At 63.1% G+C, this 17,342-nt stretch carries 16 protein-coding genes; 7 read left to right on the top strand and 9 right to left on the bottom strand.

What is annotated here, in order from left to right:
- Nucleotides 1–182: 182 nt before the first annotated feature.
- The gene (locus AC0L2M_RS20360) at nucleotides 183–1,610 is read left to right on the top strand and encodes a M48 family metalloprotease (protein ID WP_287176126.1); all 1,428 of its coding nucleotides are present in this window, start codon (nucleotides 183–185) and stop codon (nucleotides 1,608–1,610) included.
- A 230-nt stretch (nucleotides 1,611–1,840) separates the two neighbouring features.
- Here the strand turns inward: AC0L2M_RS20360 and AC0L2M_RS20355 are convergent, their stop codons facing one another.
- A complete protein-coding gene (locus AC0L2M_RS20355) occupies nucleotides 1,841–2,704 on the bottom strand; it encodes an RNA polymerase factor sigma-32 (RefSeq protein WP_027152930.1) in 864 nt (287 codons plus the stop codon).
- Between the two features lie 345 nt (nucleotides 2,705–3,049).
- Here AC0L2M_RS20355 and AC0L2M_RS20350 point away from each other — a divergent pair, with 345 nt between their 5' ends.
- From AC0L2M_RS20350 to AC0L2M_RS20340, 3 genes are all read left to right on the top strand, one after another.
- On the top strand, nucleotides 3,050–3,823 hold the full coding sequence (locus AC0L2M_RS20350; RefSeq protein ID WP_473535725.1) for an amino acid ABC transporter substrate-binding protein: 774 nt from the start codon (nucleotides 3,050–3,052) through the stop codon (nucleotides 3,821–3,823).
- A 161-nt stretch (nucleotides 3,824–3,984) separates the two neighbouring features.
- The gene (locus AC0L2M_RS20345) at nucleotides 3,985–4,665 is read left to right on the top strand and encodes an amino acid ABC transporter permease (protein WP_027152932.1); all 681 of its coding nucleotides are present in this window, start codon (nucleotides 3,985–3,987) and stop codon (nucleotides 4,663–4,665) included.
- The gene (locus tag AC0L2M_RS20340) at nucleotides 4,662–5,435 is read left to right on the top strand and encodes an amino acid ABC transporter ATP-binding protein (RefSeq protein WP_473512246.1); all 774 of its coding nucleotides are present in this window, start codon (nucleotides 4,662–4,664) and stop codon (nucleotides 5,433–5,435) included. Before AC0L2M_RS20345 ends, AC0L2M_RS20340 begins: the two co-directional genes overlap by 4 nt.
- A gap of 199 nt (nucleotides 5,436–5,634) precedes the next feature.
- On the opposite strand, the gene AC0L2M_RS20335 is transcribed toward AC0L2M_RS20340, so the two are convergent.
- From AC0L2M_RS20335 to AC0L2M_RS20315, 5 genes are all read right to left on the bottom strand, one after another.
- A complete protein-coding gene (locus AC0L2M_RS20335; protein WP_027152934.1) occupies nucleotides 5,635–6,216 on the bottom strand; it encodes a CarD family transcriptional regulator in 582 nt (193 codons plus the stop codon).
- A gap of 467 nt (nucleotides 6,217–6,683) precedes the next feature.
- A complete protein-coding gene (fdxA, locus tag AC0L2M_RS20330) occupies nucleotides 6,684–7,022 on the bottom strand; it encodes a ferredoxin FdxA (protein WP_023803892.1) in 339 nt (112 codons plus the stop codon).
- Nucleotides 7,023–7,273: 251 nt separating this feature from the next.
- Nucleotides 7,274–7,660, bottom strand: coding sequence for an RNA-binding S4 domain-containing protein (locus tag AC0L2M_RS20325; RefSeq protein WP_027152935.1), 387 nt, complete (start codon nucleotides 7,658–7,660; stop codon nucleotides 7,274–7,276).
- A 14-nt stretch (nucleotides 7,661–7,674) separates the two neighbouring features.
- Nucleotides 7,675–11,052: a helicase-related protein gene (locus AC0L2M_RS20320; protein WP_473535724.1), complete on the bottom strand. Its 3,378-nt coding sequence runs from the start codon at nucleotides 11,050–11,052 to the stop codon at nucleotides 7,675–7,677.
- A gap of 691 nt (nucleotides 11,053–11,743) precedes the next feature.
- A complete protein-coding gene (locus AC0L2M_RS20315) occupies nucleotides 11,744–12,328 on the bottom strand; it encodes a TetR/AcrR family transcriptional regulator (RefSeq protein ID WP_128176220.1) in 585 nt (194 codons plus the stop codon).
- 81 nt (nucleotides 12,329–12,409) lie between these two features.
- On the opposite strand from AC0L2M_RS20315, the gene AC0L2M_RS20310 reads away from it, so the two are divergent.
- The gene (locus AC0L2M_RS20310; RefSeq protein WP_287174431.1) at nucleotides 12,410–13,660 is read left to right on the top strand and encodes an FAD-dependent oxidoreductase; all 1,251 of its coding nucleotides are present in this window, start codon (nucleotides 12,410–12,412) and stop codon (nucleotides 13,658–13,660) included.
- 104 nt (nucleotides 13,661–13,764) lie between these two features.
- On the opposite strand, the gene phbB is transcribed toward AC0L2M_RS20310, so the two are convergent.
- Nucleotides 13,765–14,490, bottom strand: coding sequence for an acetoacetyl-CoA reductase (gene phbB, locus AC0L2M_RS20305; protein ID WP_287230008.1), 726 nt, complete (start codon nucleotides 14,488–14,490; stop codon nucleotides 13,765–13,767).
- A gap of 122 nt (nucleotides 14,491–14,612) precedes the next feature.
- A complete protein-coding gene (locus AC0L2M_RS20300) occupies nucleotides 14,613–15,791 on the bottom strand; it encodes an acetyl-CoA C-acetyltransferase (RefSeq protein WP_473535723.1) in 1,179 nt (392 codons plus the stop codon).
- On the opposite strand from AC0L2M_RS20300, the gene AC0L2M_RS20295 reads away from it, so the two are divergent.
- Together AC0L2M_RS20295 and phaR are read left to right on the top strand one after the other, a co-directional pair.
- Nucleotides 15,778–15,969 (top strand): hypothetical protein, encoded by a 192-nt coding sequence (locus AC0L2M_RS20295; RefSeq protein ID WP_473535722.1) that lies wholly within the window; start codon nucleotides 15,778–15,780, stop codon nucleotides 15,967–15,969. The two genes, AC0L2M_RS20300 and AC0L2M_RS20295, sit on opposite strands and share 14 nt — an antisense overlap.
- A 135-nt stretch (nucleotides 15,970–16,104) precedes the next feature.
- On the top strand, nucleotides 16,105–16,716 hold the full coding sequence (gene phaR, locus AC0L2M_RS20290) for a polyhydroxyalkanoate synthesis repressor PhaR (RefSeq protein ID WP_287230006.1): 612 nt from the start codon (nucleotides 16,105–16,107) through the stop codon (nucleotides 16,714–16,716).
- Between the two features lie 95 nt (nucleotides 16,717–16,811).
- On the opposite strand, the gene AC0L2M_RS20285 is transcribed toward phaR, so the two are convergent.
- Entirely contained in the window at nucleotides 16,812–17,258 is a 447-nt protein-coding gene (locus AC0L2M_RS20285; RefSeq protein ID WP_473482274.1) for a hypothetical protein, read from the bottom strand.
- Between the last annotated feature and the right edge of the window lie 84 nt (nucleotides 17,259–17,342).

Genomic DNA, 17,342 nt, shown 5'->3' with positions numbered 1-17,342 from the left:
GTGCCATCCGCGCTCGTGGGCTCGAACGACGCTGTGGCAGTTGATTTTGCGCATGATCTGAAAATCGATGCCCGATTTTCGGGCCATGTGCTGAGAGCCGAAAGGAAGCTGTTCTGCCGACCGGCACAGACAGAGTGAGAAGGAAACCGCTGGCGCGCTTCCTGGCGCTGGCCGGCTTTGCCATGGCGTTGGCAAGCTGCCAGATGTTCACGCCTCCGGACGTTCAGGAATCCGGCTTCCAGCCTTCCAGCAAACCGGTCACCGTCGACAATGTTGCCGCCAACAGCAAGGTCGCCGAAATGGCCAAGGCGCAGCATCCGCGCATCCTCGCGACCTATGGCGGCGAATATTCCGATCCCAAGCTCGAGCGCATGGTCGCCAAAGTCGTCGGCAGCCTGACGGTGGTTTCGGCCAACCCGAGCCAGACCTACCGCATCACGATCCTCAATTCGCCCAACGTCAACGCTTTCGCATTGCCTGGCGGCTATCTCTACATCACGCGCGGCCTGTTGGCGCTGGCCAACGATTCGGCCGAGCTCGCCGCGGTCATCGCGCATGAGATGGGCCATGTTACTGCAAACCACGGCTTGCAGCGCCAGCAGCTCGAGGCCGAGGAAGGCTTTGCGACAAAAGTCGTCTCGGATGTGCTCGGCGACAGCCCGACCGCCAAGGCGGCACTGATCCGCGGCAAGTTGCGGCTTGCCCAGTTCTCGCGCAATCAGGAGCTGGAGGCCGACGGCATCGGCATCAAGTCGATCGGCGAGGCGGGCTTCGATCCGTTTGCCGCCGGCCGCTTCCTGCAGTCCATGTCGGCCTACACCGATTTCCGCTCGATCAGCGGCGCCACCGACGCCAGCCTCGACTTCCTGGCAACGCACCCGAACACGCCGCAACGCATCGATCTGGCGCAGCGCCACGCCCGCCAGTTCGGCGCGCCCGGCGTCGGCACGCGCGACCGCGACGCCTTCCTCGCCGGCATAGACGGGCTGCTCTATGGCGACACGCCGGAGGAAGGCTATGTGCGTGGCGAAACCTTCCTGCATCCGGGGCTCGGCGTGTCGTTCTCGGTGCCCGACGGCTTCATCATCGACAACTCGGCCGCGGCGGTGACGGCAACCGGGCCGGGCGACATAGCGATCCGCTTCGACGGCGTCTCGATCGACAGGAACCGATCGCTGACCGACTACCTCCGCAGCGGCTGGGTGGCCGGTCTCGACCAAAGCAGCGTGCGCCAGGAAACAATCAACGGCAACGAGGCGGCGACGGCGCATGCCAGCGCCGAGGGCTGGCAGTTCGGCATCGCGGTGATCCGCGCCGGCGGCCAGGTCTACCGGCTGCTGACGGCAGCCCCCTCCGCCAGCACCTCGCTGGACGCGGTGGCGCGCTCGGTCAGCGGCTCGTTCCGGATCTTGAGCGCGGCCGAAAAAGCAGCGCTGAAGCCGCTGCATATCCGCGTCGTCACGGTCCGGCCCGGACAGACCATGGGTTCGCTCGCGGCGCAGATGGTCGGCGTCGACCGCAAGCTCGACCTGTTCAGGGTGCTCAATGCAATGTCGCCCGGCGCAGCCGTTTCGGCGGGCGACAAGGTCAAGATCATCACCGACAGATAGGGTGTGTCGATATTCAGGTGATGCCGGCCCGCAAACGGCAATTTCCTGCGCTTCCGACCTTCGCCGGCCGGAGCACTCATGAGCGGTCGCGGCAGTAAGGCTACGGCCGGCGTAGGCCGGTGCTCACGTACTTTATGTACGCTCCGCTCCGGTTCTCGGAAACCACCTGGTTTGGTCGCTTCGCGCCCGTGTTCGACTCCGACTCGTCCTAACCTGAATCGCAACACACCCTAGGCGGCGGTCGCCAGAAACTCGGGGTTTTGCTTCACCAGCGCTATCTTGAGCTTTTCCATGGCGCGTGCCTCGATCTGGCGGACGCGTTCCTTGGAGATGCCAAGCGCCTCGCCGAGGGCTTCGAGCGTCGCGCCCTCGTCGCTCAGCCGGCGTTCCTCGATGATCCTGAGCTCGCGGGCATTGAGCGCGCCGAGCGCGGTTTTCAGCCAGATAGAGCGGCGTTCGACATCGATCGTGTCGCCCACCACTTCGTCCGGCAAAGGATCGTCCGAAACCAGGAAATCCATTCGCTCGGTGGCGCCCGCATCGTCGGCGAGCGGCTGGTTGAGCGAACTGTCCGGGGCCGAAAGGCGCGAGTCCATCATCGCCACATCCGCCTCGGAGACGCCGAGCGCCACCGACACCTCGCGGTAGAGCGAGGTGTTCGAGATCGGCTCGGCACCGTTCGCCAAGCGGGCGCGCAGGCGCCGCAAATTGAAGAACAGCGCCTTTTGCGCCGAACTGGTGCCGCCGCGCACGATCGACCAGTTGCGCAGGATATAGTCCTGCATCGAGGCACGGATCCACCATGTCGCATAGGTCGAAAACCGCACCTCGCGCTCCGGTTCGAAACGGGCCGCTGCCTCCAGCAGGCCGACATGGCCTTCCTGCACCAGGTCGCCGAGGGGCAGGCCATAGTGGCGGAACTTCGAGGCCATGGAAATAACCAGCCGCATATGCGCCATGGCGATTTGGTGCAGTGCCTGCTGGTCGTTGTTTTCCTTCCAGCGCAGCGCGAGAACATGCTCCTCGTCGCGCTCGAGATAGGGGGCTTTCATCGCCGCGCGGACCATGGTTCGCCCTGCCGTATCTTCCATCATGCCACGCTCCCTGTTCCGGGCGTTGCGGTGCGTTCGCTCGCCCCTGAGCTGGCATCGTGGTTGAATTGGCGACGCCGCGCCCTACAACAGCCAACAAACGTGCCACCCGCGCGAATGGTTCCGCCGCTGATGTCGCGTGGATTGCACTGTTCGAACGCTCGATACGGCGGTCGCTCCTCGGCCGGTTGGCGTGAGTCGATGTAGTTTTGAGAATTGGATTTCGAAAGTGTCTCATTTTTGAAATCTGGTTCCTTATTTCGCCAGGCTGCATCTGTCAGTTTCCGGCGCTCACAAATGCGCCGGACGCCGGCCCCGGACGCCGGCCAATGACGGGATCACAGAAAAATGAAATGGCTCAAATCGCTTATCGTCGCCGCAACACTGCAGGTACTGGCAGGCACATCAGGCCATGCCGGCGCCAATCTCGATCAGATCAAGCAGGCCGGTGTCTTCAAGGTCGGCACGGAAGGTACCTATGCCCCCTTCACCTATCATGATGCCTCGGGCGCGCTGGTCGGCTTCGACGTCGAGATTGCCAAGGCGATCGCCGAGCGACTCGGCGTCAAGGCCGAATTCCTCGAAGGCAAATGGGATGGGCTGATCGCCGGCCTCGACGCCGAGCGCTATGACGCTGTTATCAACCAGGTCGGCATCACCGAGGAGCGCAAGGCCAAGTATGATTTCTCCGATCCCTATATTGCTTCCAAGGCGGTGCTGATCGTGCGCGGCGACAATACCGACATCAAGAGCTTTGCCGACCTGAAGGGCAAGAAGGCGGCGCAGTCGCTGACCTCGAATTTCGGCAAGCTCGCCGAAGCGAACGGCGCCGAACTCGTCGGTACCGATGGTTTCGACCAATCGATCCAGCTGCTTCTTACCGGCCGCGCCGATGCCACCATCAACGACAGCCTGTCCTTCCTCGATTTCAAGAAGCACAAGCCCCACGCCAACGTGAAGATCGCCGCGCAGGAAGAAAATGCCGACTATTCCGGCGTGCTCGTGCGCAAGGGCGATCCGGAACTGGTCGCCGCCATCAATCGGGCGCTGGCCGATATCAAGGCCGACGGCACCTACCAGAAGATCGCCGACACTTACTTCGGCCAGGACGTTTCGAAGTAGGCGCATTTCACGGAGCGGGCCGGTTGCCGGCCCGCATGGCAAAGTATCGCGGCGAGCCGTCTTTGACGGCCGCCGCTTTTGGCGTGATATGACGACACTATGGTCGCGCCTCGATGCTGCCGGGCCGATTTTTGGGCGGCAATCTCGCAAGGAGAGTTTTCGTGCCGCACTGGCTGCAATTGATGCTGGATTCGTTGCCCACGCTGCTATGGGCCGCGCTGATCTTCACCGTGCCGCTAACGCTGCTGTCGTTCGCATTCGGTCTCTTCGTAGGACTGGTCGCAGCGCTCGTCCGGCTGTTCGGCCCGAAGCCGCTGGTCGCCGTGGTCCGCTTCTATGTCTGGATCTTCCGTGGCACGCCGCTTCTGGTGCAGCTCTTCCTGATCTTCTACGGCCTGCCCTCGGTCGGCATCCTGCTCGACGCCTTTTCAGCCGCGTTGATCGGCTTCACACTCAATATCGGCGCCTATACGTCGGAGATCATCCGCGCCGTCATAGGCTCGGTGCCGAAGGGGCAGTGGGAGGCGGCCTATTCGATCGGCATGACCTGGGGCCAGGCGATGCGACGCACTATCCTTCCACAAGCGGGCCGCGTCGCGGTGCCGCCGCTGTCCAACACATTCATCTCGCTGGTCAAGGATACATCGCTGGCCGCCGCCATCACGGTGCCGGAGATGTTCCAGGCGGCGCAGCGCATCGTCGCCACCACCTACGAGCCGCTAATCCTCTATGTCGAGGCGGCGGCTCTCTACCTGGCGCTGAGCTCGGTGCTGTCGGCGTTGCAGACGCGCCTGGAAAAGCGGCTCAACCGCTATGGCGGCTTCCTCGAGGCGCGCCCATGATCGGCCTCACCGACATCGAGAAGCGCTTTGGTGACAATCTCGTGCTGAAGGGCGTGACCGTCACCATCGAGGAAGGCAGCGTCACCGCCCTTGTCGGCCCCTCGGGCGGTGGGAAAAGCACGCTTCTGCGCTGCATCAACCTGCTCGAGATCCCGACCTCGGGCACGGTGCGCATCGGCGACGACGCGCTCGAATTCCATCCCGGCGGCAAGGTTCCCGGCAGGGCCATCCAGCGCCTGCGGCTTCAGACCGGCATGGTGTTCCAGAATTTCCAGCTGTTTCCGCACCGCACGGCGATCGAAAACGTCATGGAGGGGCTGGTGACGGTGTTGAAATGGCCGGCCGGGCGAGCGCGCGAGCGGGCGCTCGCCCTGCTCGAAAAGGTTGGTATGGCGCACAAGGCCGACGCCTGGCCGGCGACGTTGTCAGGCGGCCAGCAGCAACGCGTGGCGATCGCCCGGGCGCTGGCGCCATCGCCGAAAGTGCTGCTGTGCGACGAGCCGACTTCGGCGCTCGATCCGGAACTGGCGCAGGAGGTGGTCGACGTGCTCGGCCAGCTCGCCAGCGAGGGCACCACCATGGTGATGGCGACGCATGATTTGCGCCTCGCCTCCAAAATCGCGCAGGAGGTGGTGTTCCTCGACGCCGGCAGCGTCGTCGAGAAAGGCCCCGCCGCGGTTCTGTTCAGCAATCCGGAGCGCCAGCGAACCAAGCGGTTTATCGCGACGCTGAAGCAGGAGGCAGAGAAGGAAACCGGTGGCGAAATTTAAGGCATGTCGCCCAAAAAGTGCGTAGCGGTTTTGGGGTGACGATCACTAATGCAGGGCGCGCGGTGGTTTTGCGATCACGACATGCATAACAACAACAACAACCTAAAGCGCGTCGCATGAATCCAGTCAAACGCGACGAGCTTAGGAATAAAAAAACCCGGCGCGAGGCCGGGTTTTTCCAAATTAAGGCGAGAAGCGCTCAGGCTGCTTCTTCCTGCTCGGCTTCTTCGTTGTCGGCCTTGGCGCCGCGCTTCGGTCCCTTGTTGAGGTTCACCTCGATGAGGCGCACCGCTTCGGTTTCCGACATGCGGTTGACGGCCGCGATCTCGCGCGCCATGCGGTCGAGTGCCGCCTCATAAAGCTGGCGTTCGGAATAGGACTGCTCCGGCTGATTGTCGGCGCGGTAGAGGTCGCGCACAACTTCCGAGATCGAGATCAGGTCGCCGGAATTGATCTTCGCATCATATTCCTGGGCGCGGCGCGACCACATGGTGCGCTTGACGCGGGCGCGGCCCTGCACGACCTTCAGCGCGCGATCGACGTAATCCTCTTCCGACAGCTTGCGCATGCCGATGGAGGTCGCCTTGGCGACCGGAACCTTCAGACGCATCTTGTCCTTCTGGAAGTCGATGACGAACAGTTCCAGCTTGTGGCCCGCAACTTCCTGCTCGTCGATCGAGACGATCTGGCCGACGCCATGCGCCGGATAGACGATGTACTCGCCCGTCTTAAAACCGTGACGCGCTGCGCTGGACTTCTTCTGCGGGGTGATTGTTGCCATTACGCCATGAACTCCTTGGTGTGGAACCGGCATTCTGCCGGTCGAACTCGCGCGATCGGGTACCGATCGTTAGCCGCACAACTACGAACCCACCGGAAAAGCCGAGGGCGGCAAATCGCATAGTCGCGACTGCCTGCCCCAGATCACTCTGGTCCGGATTGAAAAATTCACCTTTCAGTGATTTGGGGCGTTTGCGCCATAAATCGACGTTGTGTCACCGGCATGTTTGGTTCGTGTAGCACAAAAAGTCGGAAGAATCAAGGTTTTGCTGCACGCGCGAAGGTCAAGCGCGATCTCCGCCTGTCAAGGCAGTTAACGTGCGGTGCCTGTCAGCACGCGTGACGCCGATCAAACCGGCGTCGCCATTACGGTGCCACGCGCTCGTTTTGGACGCGCAAGGACGCTGTGACACTTTGATCTGGCGCATAGTCCTTCCGAAAATCGATTTCGATTTTCGCGGTCGAGCGCTAGTCACCCTGGCCGGGCTCGGGAGAAAAATATTTTTCGAACTTGCCGGCCTCGCCATCGAAGGACTTGGCGTCGGCCGGAGGCTCCTTCTTGGCGGTGATATTGGGCCATTTATCGGCGTATTCGGTGTTGATCTGCAGCCATTTGTCGAGCCCTGGCTCGGTGTCCGGCTTGATCGCGTCGGCCGGGCATTCCGGTTCACAGACGCCACAGTCGATGCACTCGTCGGGATGAATGACGAGCATGTTCTCGCCCTCATAAAAACAGTCGACCGGACAGACCTCGATGCAGTCCATGTATTTGCATTTTATGCAATTATCGGTCACGACATAGGTCATCGGTCGGCTCCGGGACGTCCCGTTTTATCAGGGCGACGTGGCGTCCAATCGGACGCATAAGGTACGCTCTAACACTTTGAATCCACGCATCGTGCTCTTGGAAAATCGATATCGATTTGTGGGCCGATGCGGTAGGCTTTCTTGGTGAGGTAACGTCTTTGCCTGCCGCTTGCAAGGGCAGCCATTGCGCGTGATGCCGGTGTTTCCGGAATGGATTTCCTGCCGGTGATGCGACGAAAGCCGGTTATGCGTCAGTCGTCGCCGAACAACCGGTCGGTTTCCCGGCGTTCCTTCTTGGTCGGGCGGCCGCTGCCGGCATCACGCAGTGCGGGGATCGCATCGCGAACGGCCTCGCCCTTTGGTGCCGGCGGCGGCGAGATATCCTCGTAGAGCAAGCGCGCTTCCTCGGCGGGACCGCGCCGGCTGCCGGTGCCGAGCACCTTCCAGACGAAGATGCGCCGCTCGAGAGTGATGGTCAGGACGTCGCCGAGGCGGACCAGATCGGAGGCCTGCGCTGCTTTGTCGCGATTGATGCGAACGCGTCCGGCCACCACCAGCTTCGCCGCCAGCGAGCGCGATTTCACCGCACGCGAAAAGAACAGCCATTTGTCGATGCGCTGGCGGGCATCAGTGACCATCGGAGCGAACGAACTTACTTCTTCAGCTGGTCGCGCAACGCGGCGAGCTTGGCGAAGGGGGAATCCGGGTCGAAGCGCACCGGACGCTCCTCGCGAGGCTTCGGCTGGAACGCGGGCTTTCCACCAGGCGCGCCGCCCTTGCCGTCCGGCCTGCCGCCTTTCCAGTCGGGCCGGCTTTCGCGACGATCGGGGCGCTCGCCCTGCGGCTTGCCGTCGCGCCGTTCGCCTGGCTCGCCCTGGGGCTTGGGCTTGAACTTGCTGCGGTCGAAGCGCGGCTTGCCGGCGCCGTCGCCGTCGCGGCGTCCTTCACGGGCGGGCCGGTCGCCTGGAGCGCCGGCCTGCTGCCCGGCCTCTGCCGGCGCGTTGCTGCGGCCATCGCGCGCTGCTTGTCCGCTGCGCGGGCGATTGTCCCTGTCACGGGGCCGGTTGTCGTGGTGGCGGTGGCGTGGGCGCTGGTCGAAGCGGCCCTGCCGCCACAACAGGATGGGTTTTGGTTCCTCTGCCTCTTTCTCGGCCTCTGGAGCAGCCTCGCCGGTGGCGGCCGCGGCAGGTTCGGCCGAGACTGCTGCCGTTGCGGGCGAGGCTTCGGAAGCCGGCTCCGCCGGTGCGACCTCAAGCACGGCGGTTTCGGGTGCTGCCTCTCGAGCTGCGGCTTCAGCTGCAGGCAGTCCCTCTACCGTGACCTCAGGCGGACTTTGCAGCTGAGCTTCTGCGACAGGTTCCGCTTCGGCAGCGGGTTCCGCGAGAGCCTCCGCCGTGGCTTCTGCCACTGCATCCGGCTCTGGACTGTCGGCCGGCGCCTCGGCGGCTGCGTCGGCAATCGCGGTTTCCGCTGCCTTGGCCTGCTCGGCTTGTGCCTCCGCCGCCTGCTTGGCCGCGGCGGCTTCGCGCGCGGCATTGTCCTGTGCCTCGAGCCGTGCCTTCACCTCGACAGCCGGCTTCGGCTCGGCCCGGTAGCCGAGGCCTTTCAGAATCTCTTCCATGTCGTCGGCCGTGGCGCCGAGAATCGACATCATCGGCGGCGTCACCATGAAGGACTGACCGTCATAGGCGCCGTCGGGGCGCTGGCCGAGGCCCGGCTTCCAGTTGGTTGCGGGCCGGATCAGGTCGGCCAGCCGTTCGAGGATGTCGACGCGCACCGCACGACGGCCGAGATTGCGGTAGCCGGCCAGCTTGTAGAAGGTCTTGTCGAAGGTGGGATCGATGACCACCGAGGTGCGGCCGGAGGCCAGCGCGTGAACCACGTCGCCAAAGCCGGGCTTGTCCTTGCCGTCGTTCTGCAGCGCCCACAACAGCGTCACCAGTCCGGCCGGGGCCGGCTTGATCAGCGCGGGCACGAAGACGTGGTAGGCGCCGAAGCGCACGCCGAGCCGGCGCAGGGCGGCGCGGCCTTCCTGGTCGAGCGACTTCATCTCCTCGGCGATGTCGCGGCGGTTGATGAGGCCGAAATTCTCGACGAGCTGGAAGGCGATGCCGCGGCCGATGCCGGTGATCTGCTCGGCGTTCTTGAGGTCGACCAGCGGCTTCAGAAGCGACTCGATCTGGAAATTGACGAAGCGCTCGGCGCGCGCCGCGACCTTGTCGCGGGCGGGACCGGTGAGCTGCTCGTCGGCCAGCAGCACCAGGCGTGGCTTCAACGGCTCGTCGCCTGCGACCAGCGTGCCGATCGGCGCGCCGATCCAGCGCAGCGTGCCGTCGGAGCCGAGCGCGATGTCGCCATTGGCCGAGGCGCCGAAGCGTTCGGCCCGCGCCTCGAATTCGGCTGCAAGCGCCTTCTGGGCCGCTGTGCGCACCGCCTTGGCGTCCTCGCCGCCGGCGCTCTGGTCGGCGGTGAAGCGGAACCCCTGCAACTCGCCGACATGGTGGCCTTCGACGAGGACGGTTCCGGTTGGGCTGATTTCGGCTTCAGGCATGGTATTTTCTCTAAGGCGCCGCATGAGGACGGAAGTCCTGCGGTCTACGAAGCGTTTCGTCAACCGCTCATGCAGCGCATCCGACAATCTGTCTTCGATTTCGCGCGTCTTTTCCTGCCAGTGTGCCTGATCGGCCAGCCAGCCGGGCCGGTTGGAAACGAAAGTCCAGGTGCGGATCTGGGCGATCCGGTGCGACAGCGTGTCGATGTCGCCCTCGGTGGTGTCGGCGCGGCGCACCTGCTCGGCCATGTAATTCTCGTCGACATGGCCATGCCTGGCAAGGTCCATGTAGATCGAGGCGATCAGGTCGGCATGCTGAGCCGGGGCGATCTTCCTGTAATCGGGAAGGGCGCAGGCCTCCCACAACAGCGCCACGCGCCTGGCGTCGGTGGCAAGCGCCCGGATGTCCTCGTCGCGGGACAGATGTTCGAGCGCCTGCGCATCGACCGCCGGCAGCGCGCGCGTCAGGCCTTCAACCGGCGCGTTGGTTTCGATCGAGCGCTTCAGCGCGTCGAGGTTGGCGAAATCGAAACGCGCGGTGCGCCATTGCAGCACCTTCACCGGGTCGAAATCATGCGCTTCGATCTTCTTGACCAGTTCCTCGTCCAGTGGATCGACCTGGCCGGTGACGCCAAAAGTTCCGTCGCGCAAGTGGCGGCCGGCGCGGCCGGCGATCTGGCCGAGCTCGGCCGCCGTCAGGTTGCGATACTGGTAGCCGTCGAACTTGCGGTTCTGGGCGAAGGCGACGTGATCGAGATCGAGGTTGAGGCCCATGCCGATCGCATCGGTGGCAATCAGATAATCGACGTCACCCGACTGGAACAGCTCCACCTGCGCGTTGCGGGTGCGCGGCGATAGCGCGCCGAGCACGACTGCCGCACCGCCCTGCTGGCGGCGGATCAGTTCGGCGATGGCATAGACCTCGTCGGCGGAGAAGGCGACGATCGCCGTACGTCGCGGCAGGCGGGTCAGCTTCTTCGAACCGGCATAGGCGAGATGCGACAGCCGCGGCCGCGTCACCACCGACACCCCCTTCAGCAGACGCTGGAGGATGCCGTGCATGGTCGCTGCGCCGAGCAGCAGCGTCTCCTGGCGGCCGCGCAGATGCAGGATGCGGTCGGTGAAGATGTGGCCGCGCTCGAGGTCGCCGGCCAGCTGGACCTCGTCGACGGCAACGAAGGCGGCGTCGGTCTCGCGCGGCATGGCTTCCACGGTGCAGACCGAATATCTGGCGCCGTCGGGCTGGATCTTCTCCTCACCGGTGATGAGGGCCACCTTGTGAGCGCCGACTTTTTCGCAGACGCGCGAGTAGACCTCGCGGGCGAGCAGCCTGAGCGGCAGGCCGATAATGCCGCTTTCATGCGCCACCATGCGCTCGATGGCGAGATGGGTCTTGCCGGTGTTGGTTGGCCCGAGCACAGCGGTCACGTCGCGGCCTGACAGGATCAGTGGCTCAGTGTGTTTCGGCTGGATGTTCATCGACCTGGAAATTAAGGCTCTCTGCCTCGCGTTGTCGGGAGCGCGCCCCGTGGTGGCGCGGGTGACAGCCGACACATAGGGATTTTGGGCGTGAAGCGAAAGCAGAATATTCCGATGGCAGCTCGAAGCCTTCCGTCGCCGTCGACAATCCGTTCCGCCGTTCCGATTTAACAGTTGGAACGAGTCTGGAACGAATCGGCTACGAATCGCTGACTCGCGCATATTCATGGTTTGTTCACGGCTACATCTGGATTTCTCGCCTGCGAGTCTCACCACATGCTGAATCGCCGAACTGGCCCGTTTCATGCAGGGCTGACGTCGCCGTTAACTTTTGCCGCTGAACGATCGACGCAGGTTGGCCGGCGTCATCCAACATTTTGAAATAATTAGTCTTTCCTAACGCGCCTTAACCATTTGGGGATGTTTTTCAGTCTTTGTCGTTTAACACTGCGCTCAAAGCCGGAACGAAACGGCGACGAATCGGCGCCGGAGCATGTTTCCCGGTATGTTCACCCCCATATGTAGTATCGTGAACAGGTATTCCACCTGTTATCCACAGGCGGGCAACAGGGTTTTGCACAGGCCGCACGGCCGCCGTTAACCCTTTGCGTGCCGCTTCGGCACAAATCGGCGTCACGCCCGTCGGTCGGCGCAGTCGCTGCACGAGGACCAGACTGCCAGCCCGGCTTGTTCAAGGCGCATCCTCTCCCACGGCATAGCGCTGCAAAGTAGGGCCGACGTTCTGGATAATTTCGTCGTGCGACAGGGCGACAACGGGCGGAAGCCGCAACAGGTACCGGCACATCGCCAGACCCAGCAACTGGCTCGAAACGAGCCCGGCCCGTCGACCCGCATCGGCGGGGTCAGCGACCGCCGCAATCACCGGCCTCACCTGGTTGCCAAATACGTCGCGCAATTTTTCCGCGGCGAATTCGTTCGACGTCGCCGAACGCAGCAGAATTGCCATGCCAGGGCCGCTGGTCGGGCCCTCCCAGACTTCAAGAAAACGCCTGATCAGCGTTTCGCCGATGGCATTTCGGTCGATCACCCGCAGTGCCGGCAATTGCAGGTCGACGACCGCCGCCCTGGCGAACAGCTCGTCCTTGCTGCGGAAATAGCGGATCACCATGGCCGGATCGATCGAGGCATGCGCCGCGACGTCACGGATCGAGGCGCCCTCATAGCCGTGCTCGGCGAACAGGAGCTTCGCGGCCTCCAGGATTTTGGCGCGCGTGCGGTCCGACTTGCCGGGTTTTTTCGGCTGATTCTCGGTCATGAAAGGCTTATGACAACAGCCGTTGACAAATGCAATGGCTTCGCCTAGAAAGTCAACGATCGTTGATAAATGGAGAGAGAGATGTTGCCCGAAACCACGGAAGTCCTGATCGTTGGCGCCGGCCCGACCGGCATGGCGCTGTCCATCGTGCTACACCAGGCCGGTGTCGATCACGTCCTGATCGACAGGCTGGAGGAGGGCCTTCAGACCTCGCGGGCTGGCGTCATCCACGCGCAGACGCTGGAAACGCTGGAGCCTCTCGGCGTTACGCAGCGGCTGAGCGAACTTGCCCTGAAGCTGCAGAATTTCACCATCCGCGACCGCAACCGGGCGCTGCTCAATCTCGATTTCAGCAAGCTTCCTTCGAGGCATCCCTATCTGATGATGCTGCCTCAGAACCTGACCGAGCAGGTGTTCGCCGAACGGAGCGCTGCCCTGGGCGGCGTGATTCATCGCTCGATCGAGGCCAAGGCAGTCGTTCAGGACGCTGACGGCGCACACGTGACGGTGATCGAGAACGGCCGCCAGAAACTGATATCGGCACGCTACGTCGTTGGTGCCGACGGCATGCACAGCCTGGTGCGCAGGTCGACCGGCATCGAGTTCGACGGCGCCGCCTATGACGCGTCGTTCGTGCTCGCCGATGTTCGTCTCGACTGGCCGGTTGGCCCGACGGAAGTGTCGCTGTTCTTTGCACCGGCCGGGCTGGTGGTGGTGGCACCGCTCCCGGACGGTTCGTACCGGGTCGTCGCGACAATGGATGACGCACCGGAAAACCCCGCGGTCACCGACATCCAGGCGCTGCTCGACAGCCGTGGTCCGACCAAGAAAAGAACCCGGGTGCTCGAACTGGTGTGGAGCTCGCGTTTTCGCGTGCATCACCGCCTGGTCCGCTCGTATCGCAAGGACCGGTTGTTCCTCATCGGCGATGCCGCGCACGTGCACAGCCCGGCGGGAGGGCAAGGCATGAACACCGGCATCATCGACGCGGTCGTGCTTGGCCAGTTGCTTGGCGACGTGGTGAACGGCGTGCGCCCGGAAACCGCGCTCGACCTCTACGAAACGCTGCGCCGCCCGGCGGCCCAGGAGGTGCTTGAACTGGCGGGCATGATGACCGAGATGGCGCTTTCCCGCAATTCGGTGAAGCGGTTCGTCCGCAATCTCGTGCTTTCGGCGCTGAATCTCACTCCATTTCTGAAGCGTCGCATCGCCTTGAAACTGTCGGGCCTCAGCCGGGCGTCGCTTGCCCGCCTGCCGGCACCTTCGCGCCAGCCGGGTCCAGCCGCCCAGACCAAGCCGGCAGCCGAACCAGGGCTGAAGCGTGTCGCCTGACGGCCGGAGTAATCCGGATCCCGGCCTCGAACTCGGCCGTGTGGGCGGTTAGACCCGTGCAACAGTCGCCGGCAACAGGCCGACGCCTCAGGTGACATAACGCCTCACGTGATATACTGGCCGCCATTGGCTGATATGGTCGAGCCGGTGATGAAACCGGCATCGTCTGACGCGAGGAAGACGACGCAGCGTGCGATCTCTTCCGGCTCGCCGAGTCGGCCGACCGGGATCTGCGGGATGACGCGCTCATTGAGCACCTTCTCGTCCATCGCCCTGACCATCTCGGTGGCGATGTAGCCGGGGCAGATGACATTGACGGTGATGCCGACCCGCGCCCCTTCCTGGGCGAGCGCCTTGGTAAAGCCGATATCGCCGGCCTTCGACGCCGAATAATTGACCTGGCCGGTTTGGCCTTTCTGGCCATTGATCGAGGAGATGGTGATGACGCGGCCGAACTTGCGGTCGCGCATGCCGACCCACAGTGGGTGCGTCATGTTGAAGACGCCGGAAAGATTGGTGTCGACGACCTCTTTCCACTGCTCGCGCGTCATCTTGTGGAACATGGCGTCGCGGGTGATGCCGGCATTGTTGACCAGAACGGAAACCGGGCCGAGATCGGTCTCGATCTGCTTGATGCCGGCGGCGCAGGCATCGTAGTCGGCGACCGACCATTTGTAGACGGGGATGCCGGTCTCTGCCTTGAATTTCTGCGCCGCTTCGTCATTGCCGGCGTAGTTCGCGGCGACCTGATAGCCGGCGGTTTTCAGGCCGATCGAGATCGCGGCGCCAATGCCGCGCGACCCACCGGTGACGAGTGCTACCTTTGTCATAATATCCTCCCTTTTTCTCGATCGGCGGGCGGCGAACGGAAACGCTCTAACGGCGGAGCCTGTTCGCCACCGACTGTTTCACGGCTTGCTCGCTCCGTCCTCACGGCGCTTTGAAGATGACTTCACAGCGCTTCCACGCACATGGCGACCCCCATGCCGCCGCCGATGCACAGCGTGGCAAGGCCTTTCCTGGCACTTCTGCGGCGCATCTCGTAAACCAGCGTGTTGAAGATGCGGGCCCCGGAGGCGCCGATCGGATGGCCGATGGCGATGGCACCGCCATTGACATTGACGATCGACGGATCCCAGCCCATGTCCTTGTTGACGGCGCAGGCCTGGGCGGCGAAGGCTTCGTTGGCCTCGATCAGGTCGAGATCGCCGACCGACCAGCCGGCCTTGGCCAGCGCCTTGCGCGAGGCGGGAATAGGCCCGGTGCCCATGATCTGCGGATCGACACCCGCGGTCGCCCAGGACACGATGCGCGCCAGCGGCGTGATGCCGCGCTTTGCGGCTTCCGCTTCGGTCATCAGCAGCACGGCGGCGGCGCCGTCATTGATGCCGGAGGCATTGGCGGCGGTCACCGTGCCGTCCTTGTCGAAGGCCGGTCTCAGCTTGGTTATGGCCTCGATCGTGGCGCCGTGGCGGATATATTCGTCCTGGTCGACAATGGTGTCGCCCTTCTTGCCCTTGACGGTGAAGGCCACGATCTCGTCCTTGAATTTGCCGGCCTTCTGCGCGGCCTCTGCCTTGTTCTGGGAGGCCAATGCGAGCTGGTCCTGGTCCTCGCGGGTAATCTGGAACTGGCGAGCGACGTTTTCGGCCGTGTTGCCCATGTGGTAGCCATTGAAGGCATCCCACAGCCCATCCTTGATCATGATGTCGATCATCTTGTAGTCGCCCATCTTGACGCCGGCACGCAGGTGTTGAGCGTGCGGGGCCAGCGACATCGATTCCTGCCCGCCGGCGACGATCACCTTGGCATCGCCTGTCGCGATCTGCTGCATACCGAGAGCAATAGCGCGCAGACCTGAGCCGCAAACCTGGTTGAGGCCCCAGGCGGTGGTTTCCTTCGGCAGGCCGGCTTCGATAGATGCCTGGCGGGCGGGGTTCTGGCCCTGAGCCGCGGTCAGCACCTGGCCGAGGATGACCTCGTCGACCTCCGCCGGCTCGACACCGGTACGGGACAGCAACTCCTTGATGACGACGGCACCAAGCTCATGCGCGGGCGTGGCGGCGAAGGCGCCGTTGAAGGAACCGACGGGCGTGCGCGCCGCACTGGCGACAACGATGGCAGCGGACATGTTCTTCTCCACACTTCGAGGTATCGAGGTTTTGGTATCGCAGTTTTGTATCGTCAGGGCTTTTCTTGCCCTTTCAATGATCCAAGTCAAACCGGAAATGGGCATACCGGCCATGCGTCGCAAGCAGGTTGCGCATCGTGGTGGATACAGCCGGCCCATTGCTGCGCAGCATTTCTAGCCCGCCGTGCAGCATTAATTGATGCCGCACTGCACAAACCGCTTGGAATTGTGACGCTTTTGCGCATATCCTTGAAAAGGCGCAATCGTTACCGGCAGCTTACCTCAAGTGCGCCGGTGTCCCGGGAGGATGCTGATGGCCGCGAAAGACGAACCGATTATCATCAAGAAATATGCCAATCGCCGCCTCTACAACACCGGCACCAGCACCTATGTGACGCTCGAGGACCTTGCCGAAATGGTCAAGAAGGGCGTGGAGTTCACCGTCCAGGACGCCAAGACCGGCGACGACATCACCCATCCGGTGCTGACCCAGATCATCTTCGAACTGGAGAACAAGGAAGGGCAGAACATGCTGCCGATTCCGTTCCTGCGCCAGTTGATCGCTTTTTACGGCGACCAGATGCAGATGATCGTGCCGAGCTTCCTCGAACAGTCGATGATCGCCTTCTCGAAGGAACAGGAACGCTTCCGCGAGCAGATGAAGGGTGCGTTGGGCAAGTCGCCGCTGGACATGATGAAGATCGCCACGCCGATCAAGGCGCTGGAAGAGCAGACGCGCCGCAACATGGAGATGTTCCAGAACGCCATGCGCCTGTTCACGCCCTTCCCACCGGCAGGCTCGAATGGCACTTCCGCAGCGCCGGCGGAGCCGACCAGGAAAGAGACGTCGGAAAAGCCCGACGACCTTCAGGAACTGAAGGAACAGATCGCCGCCATGCAGCGCAAGCTCGACACGATGTCGTGATCGCCGGCCGGACCAAGCCCGGCCGAAATCTCTCATCAGCAGGCCGTGTCAGAAAATCTCCGCCTCGAATGAGGCTGGGTCCCGCCCGATCCGCGCTATTTCGTCGTCACCGTCACCAGAGCCGTAACGGGTTTGCCGTCGACGAGAATGGGCTTGTGATGATCATCGGCAAGTAGGACGCCGATCACATGCTTGCCGGCGGCATCCGGGCAATGGCCGAAACGAGCCTTGACAAGATCGCCGCCAAAGTCGCTGTTCATGCTGTTGTACGGCTTGCCGGGGATGTTGCAGGTGTCTCCGGCGGGATCGATCTTCATATGCAAATGGCCGCATTGGCTGACGCCGTCGCATTCACCCGCTGGCAGAAGCGCGAAGTTGCTGCTGACGACGACGCCTATCGCCTTCTCTGGGTCATTGCCGAGTTCGATGAACGAGCCGGCCGCCGGCCAGACGATTTGCAGGGTTGGCCGATCTTCGGCCTGGGCAGACCCGAGCGACAGTAAAGAGAAAGCAAGGGCAGTCGTTGCGATGATGCGAAGCATGGTAACCTCCATTGATGTTGTAAGCACTGATTACATATGAAACGCCTGGACACAAGAAAATAATCAGTGATTACATGTCGGCGT

The sequence above is a fragment of the Mesorhizobium sp. WSM4806 genome (assembly GCF_055811635.1).
This window is presented reverse-complemented; position numbering and strand designations above follow the sequence as displayed.

What these genes read in the sequence shown, in the direction of transcription:
- AC0L2M_RS20360 (WP_287176126.1), top strand. Translation starts at nt 183, where the DNA reads ATGGCGTTGGCAAGCTGCCAGATGTTCACGCCTCCGGACGTTCAGGAA.
- AC0L2M_RS20355 (WP_027152930.1), bottom strand. Translation starts at nt 2,704, where the DNA reads ATGATGGAAGATACGGCAGGGCGAACCATGGTCCGCGCGGCGATGAAA.
- AC0L2M_RS20350 (WP_473535725.1), top strand. Translation starts at nt 3,050, where the DNA reads ATGAAATGGCTCAAATCGCTTATCGTCGCCGCAACACTGCAGGTACTG.
- AC0L2M_RS20340 (WP_473512246.1), top strand. Translation starts at nt 4,662, where the DNA reads ATGATCGGCCTCACCGACATCGAGAAGCGCTTTGGTGACAATCTCGTG.
- AC0L2M_RS20335 (WP_027152934.1), bottom strand. Translation starts at nt 6,216, where the DNA reads ATGGCAACAATCACCCCGCAGAAGAAGTCCAGCGCAGCGCGTCACGGT.
- fdxA (WP_023803892.1), bottom strand. Translation starts at nt 7,022, where the DNA reads ATGACCTATGTCGTGACCGATAATTGCATAAAATGCAAATACATGGAC.
- AC0L2M_RS20325 (WP_027152935.1), bottom strand. Translation starts at nt 7,660, where the DNA reads ATGGTCACTGATGCCCGCCAGCGCATCGACAAATGGCTGTTCTTTTCG.
- AC0L2M_RS20320 (WP_473535724.1), bottom strand. Translation starts at nt 11,052, where the DNA reads ATGAACATCCAGCCGAAACACACTGAGCCACTGATCCTGTCAGGCCGC.
- AC0L2M_RS20315 (WP_128176220.1), bottom strand. Translation starts at nt 12,328, where the DNA reads ATGACCGAGAATCAGCCGAAAAAACCCGGCAAGTCGGACCGCACGCGC.
- AC0L2M_RS20310 (WP_287174431.1), top strand. Translation starts at nt 12,410, where the DNA reads ATGTTGCCCGAAACCACGGAAGTCCTGATCGTTGGCGCCGGCCCGACC.
- phbB (WP_287230008.1), bottom strand. Translation starts at nt 14,490, where the DNA reads ATGACAAAGGTAGCACTCGTCACCGGTGGGTCGCGCGGCATTGGCGCC.
- AC0L2M_RS20295 (WP_473535722.1), top strand. Translation starts at nt 15,778, where the DNA reads ATGGCAGCGGACATGTTCTTCTCCACACTTCGAGGTATCGAGGTTTTG.
- AC0L2M_RS20300 (WP_473535723.1), bottom strand. Translation starts at nt 15,791, where the DNA reads ATGTCCGCTGCCATCGTTGTCGCCAGTGCGGCGCGCACGCCCGTCGGT.
- phaR (WP_287230006.1), top strand. Translation starts at nt 16,105, where the DNA reads ATGGCCGCGAAAGACGAACCGATTATCATCAAGAAATATGCCAATCGC.
- AC0L2M_RS20285 (WP_473482274.1), bottom strand. Translation starts at nt 17,258, where the DNA reads ATGCTTCGCATCATCGCAACGACTGCCCTTGCTTTCTCTTTACTGTCG.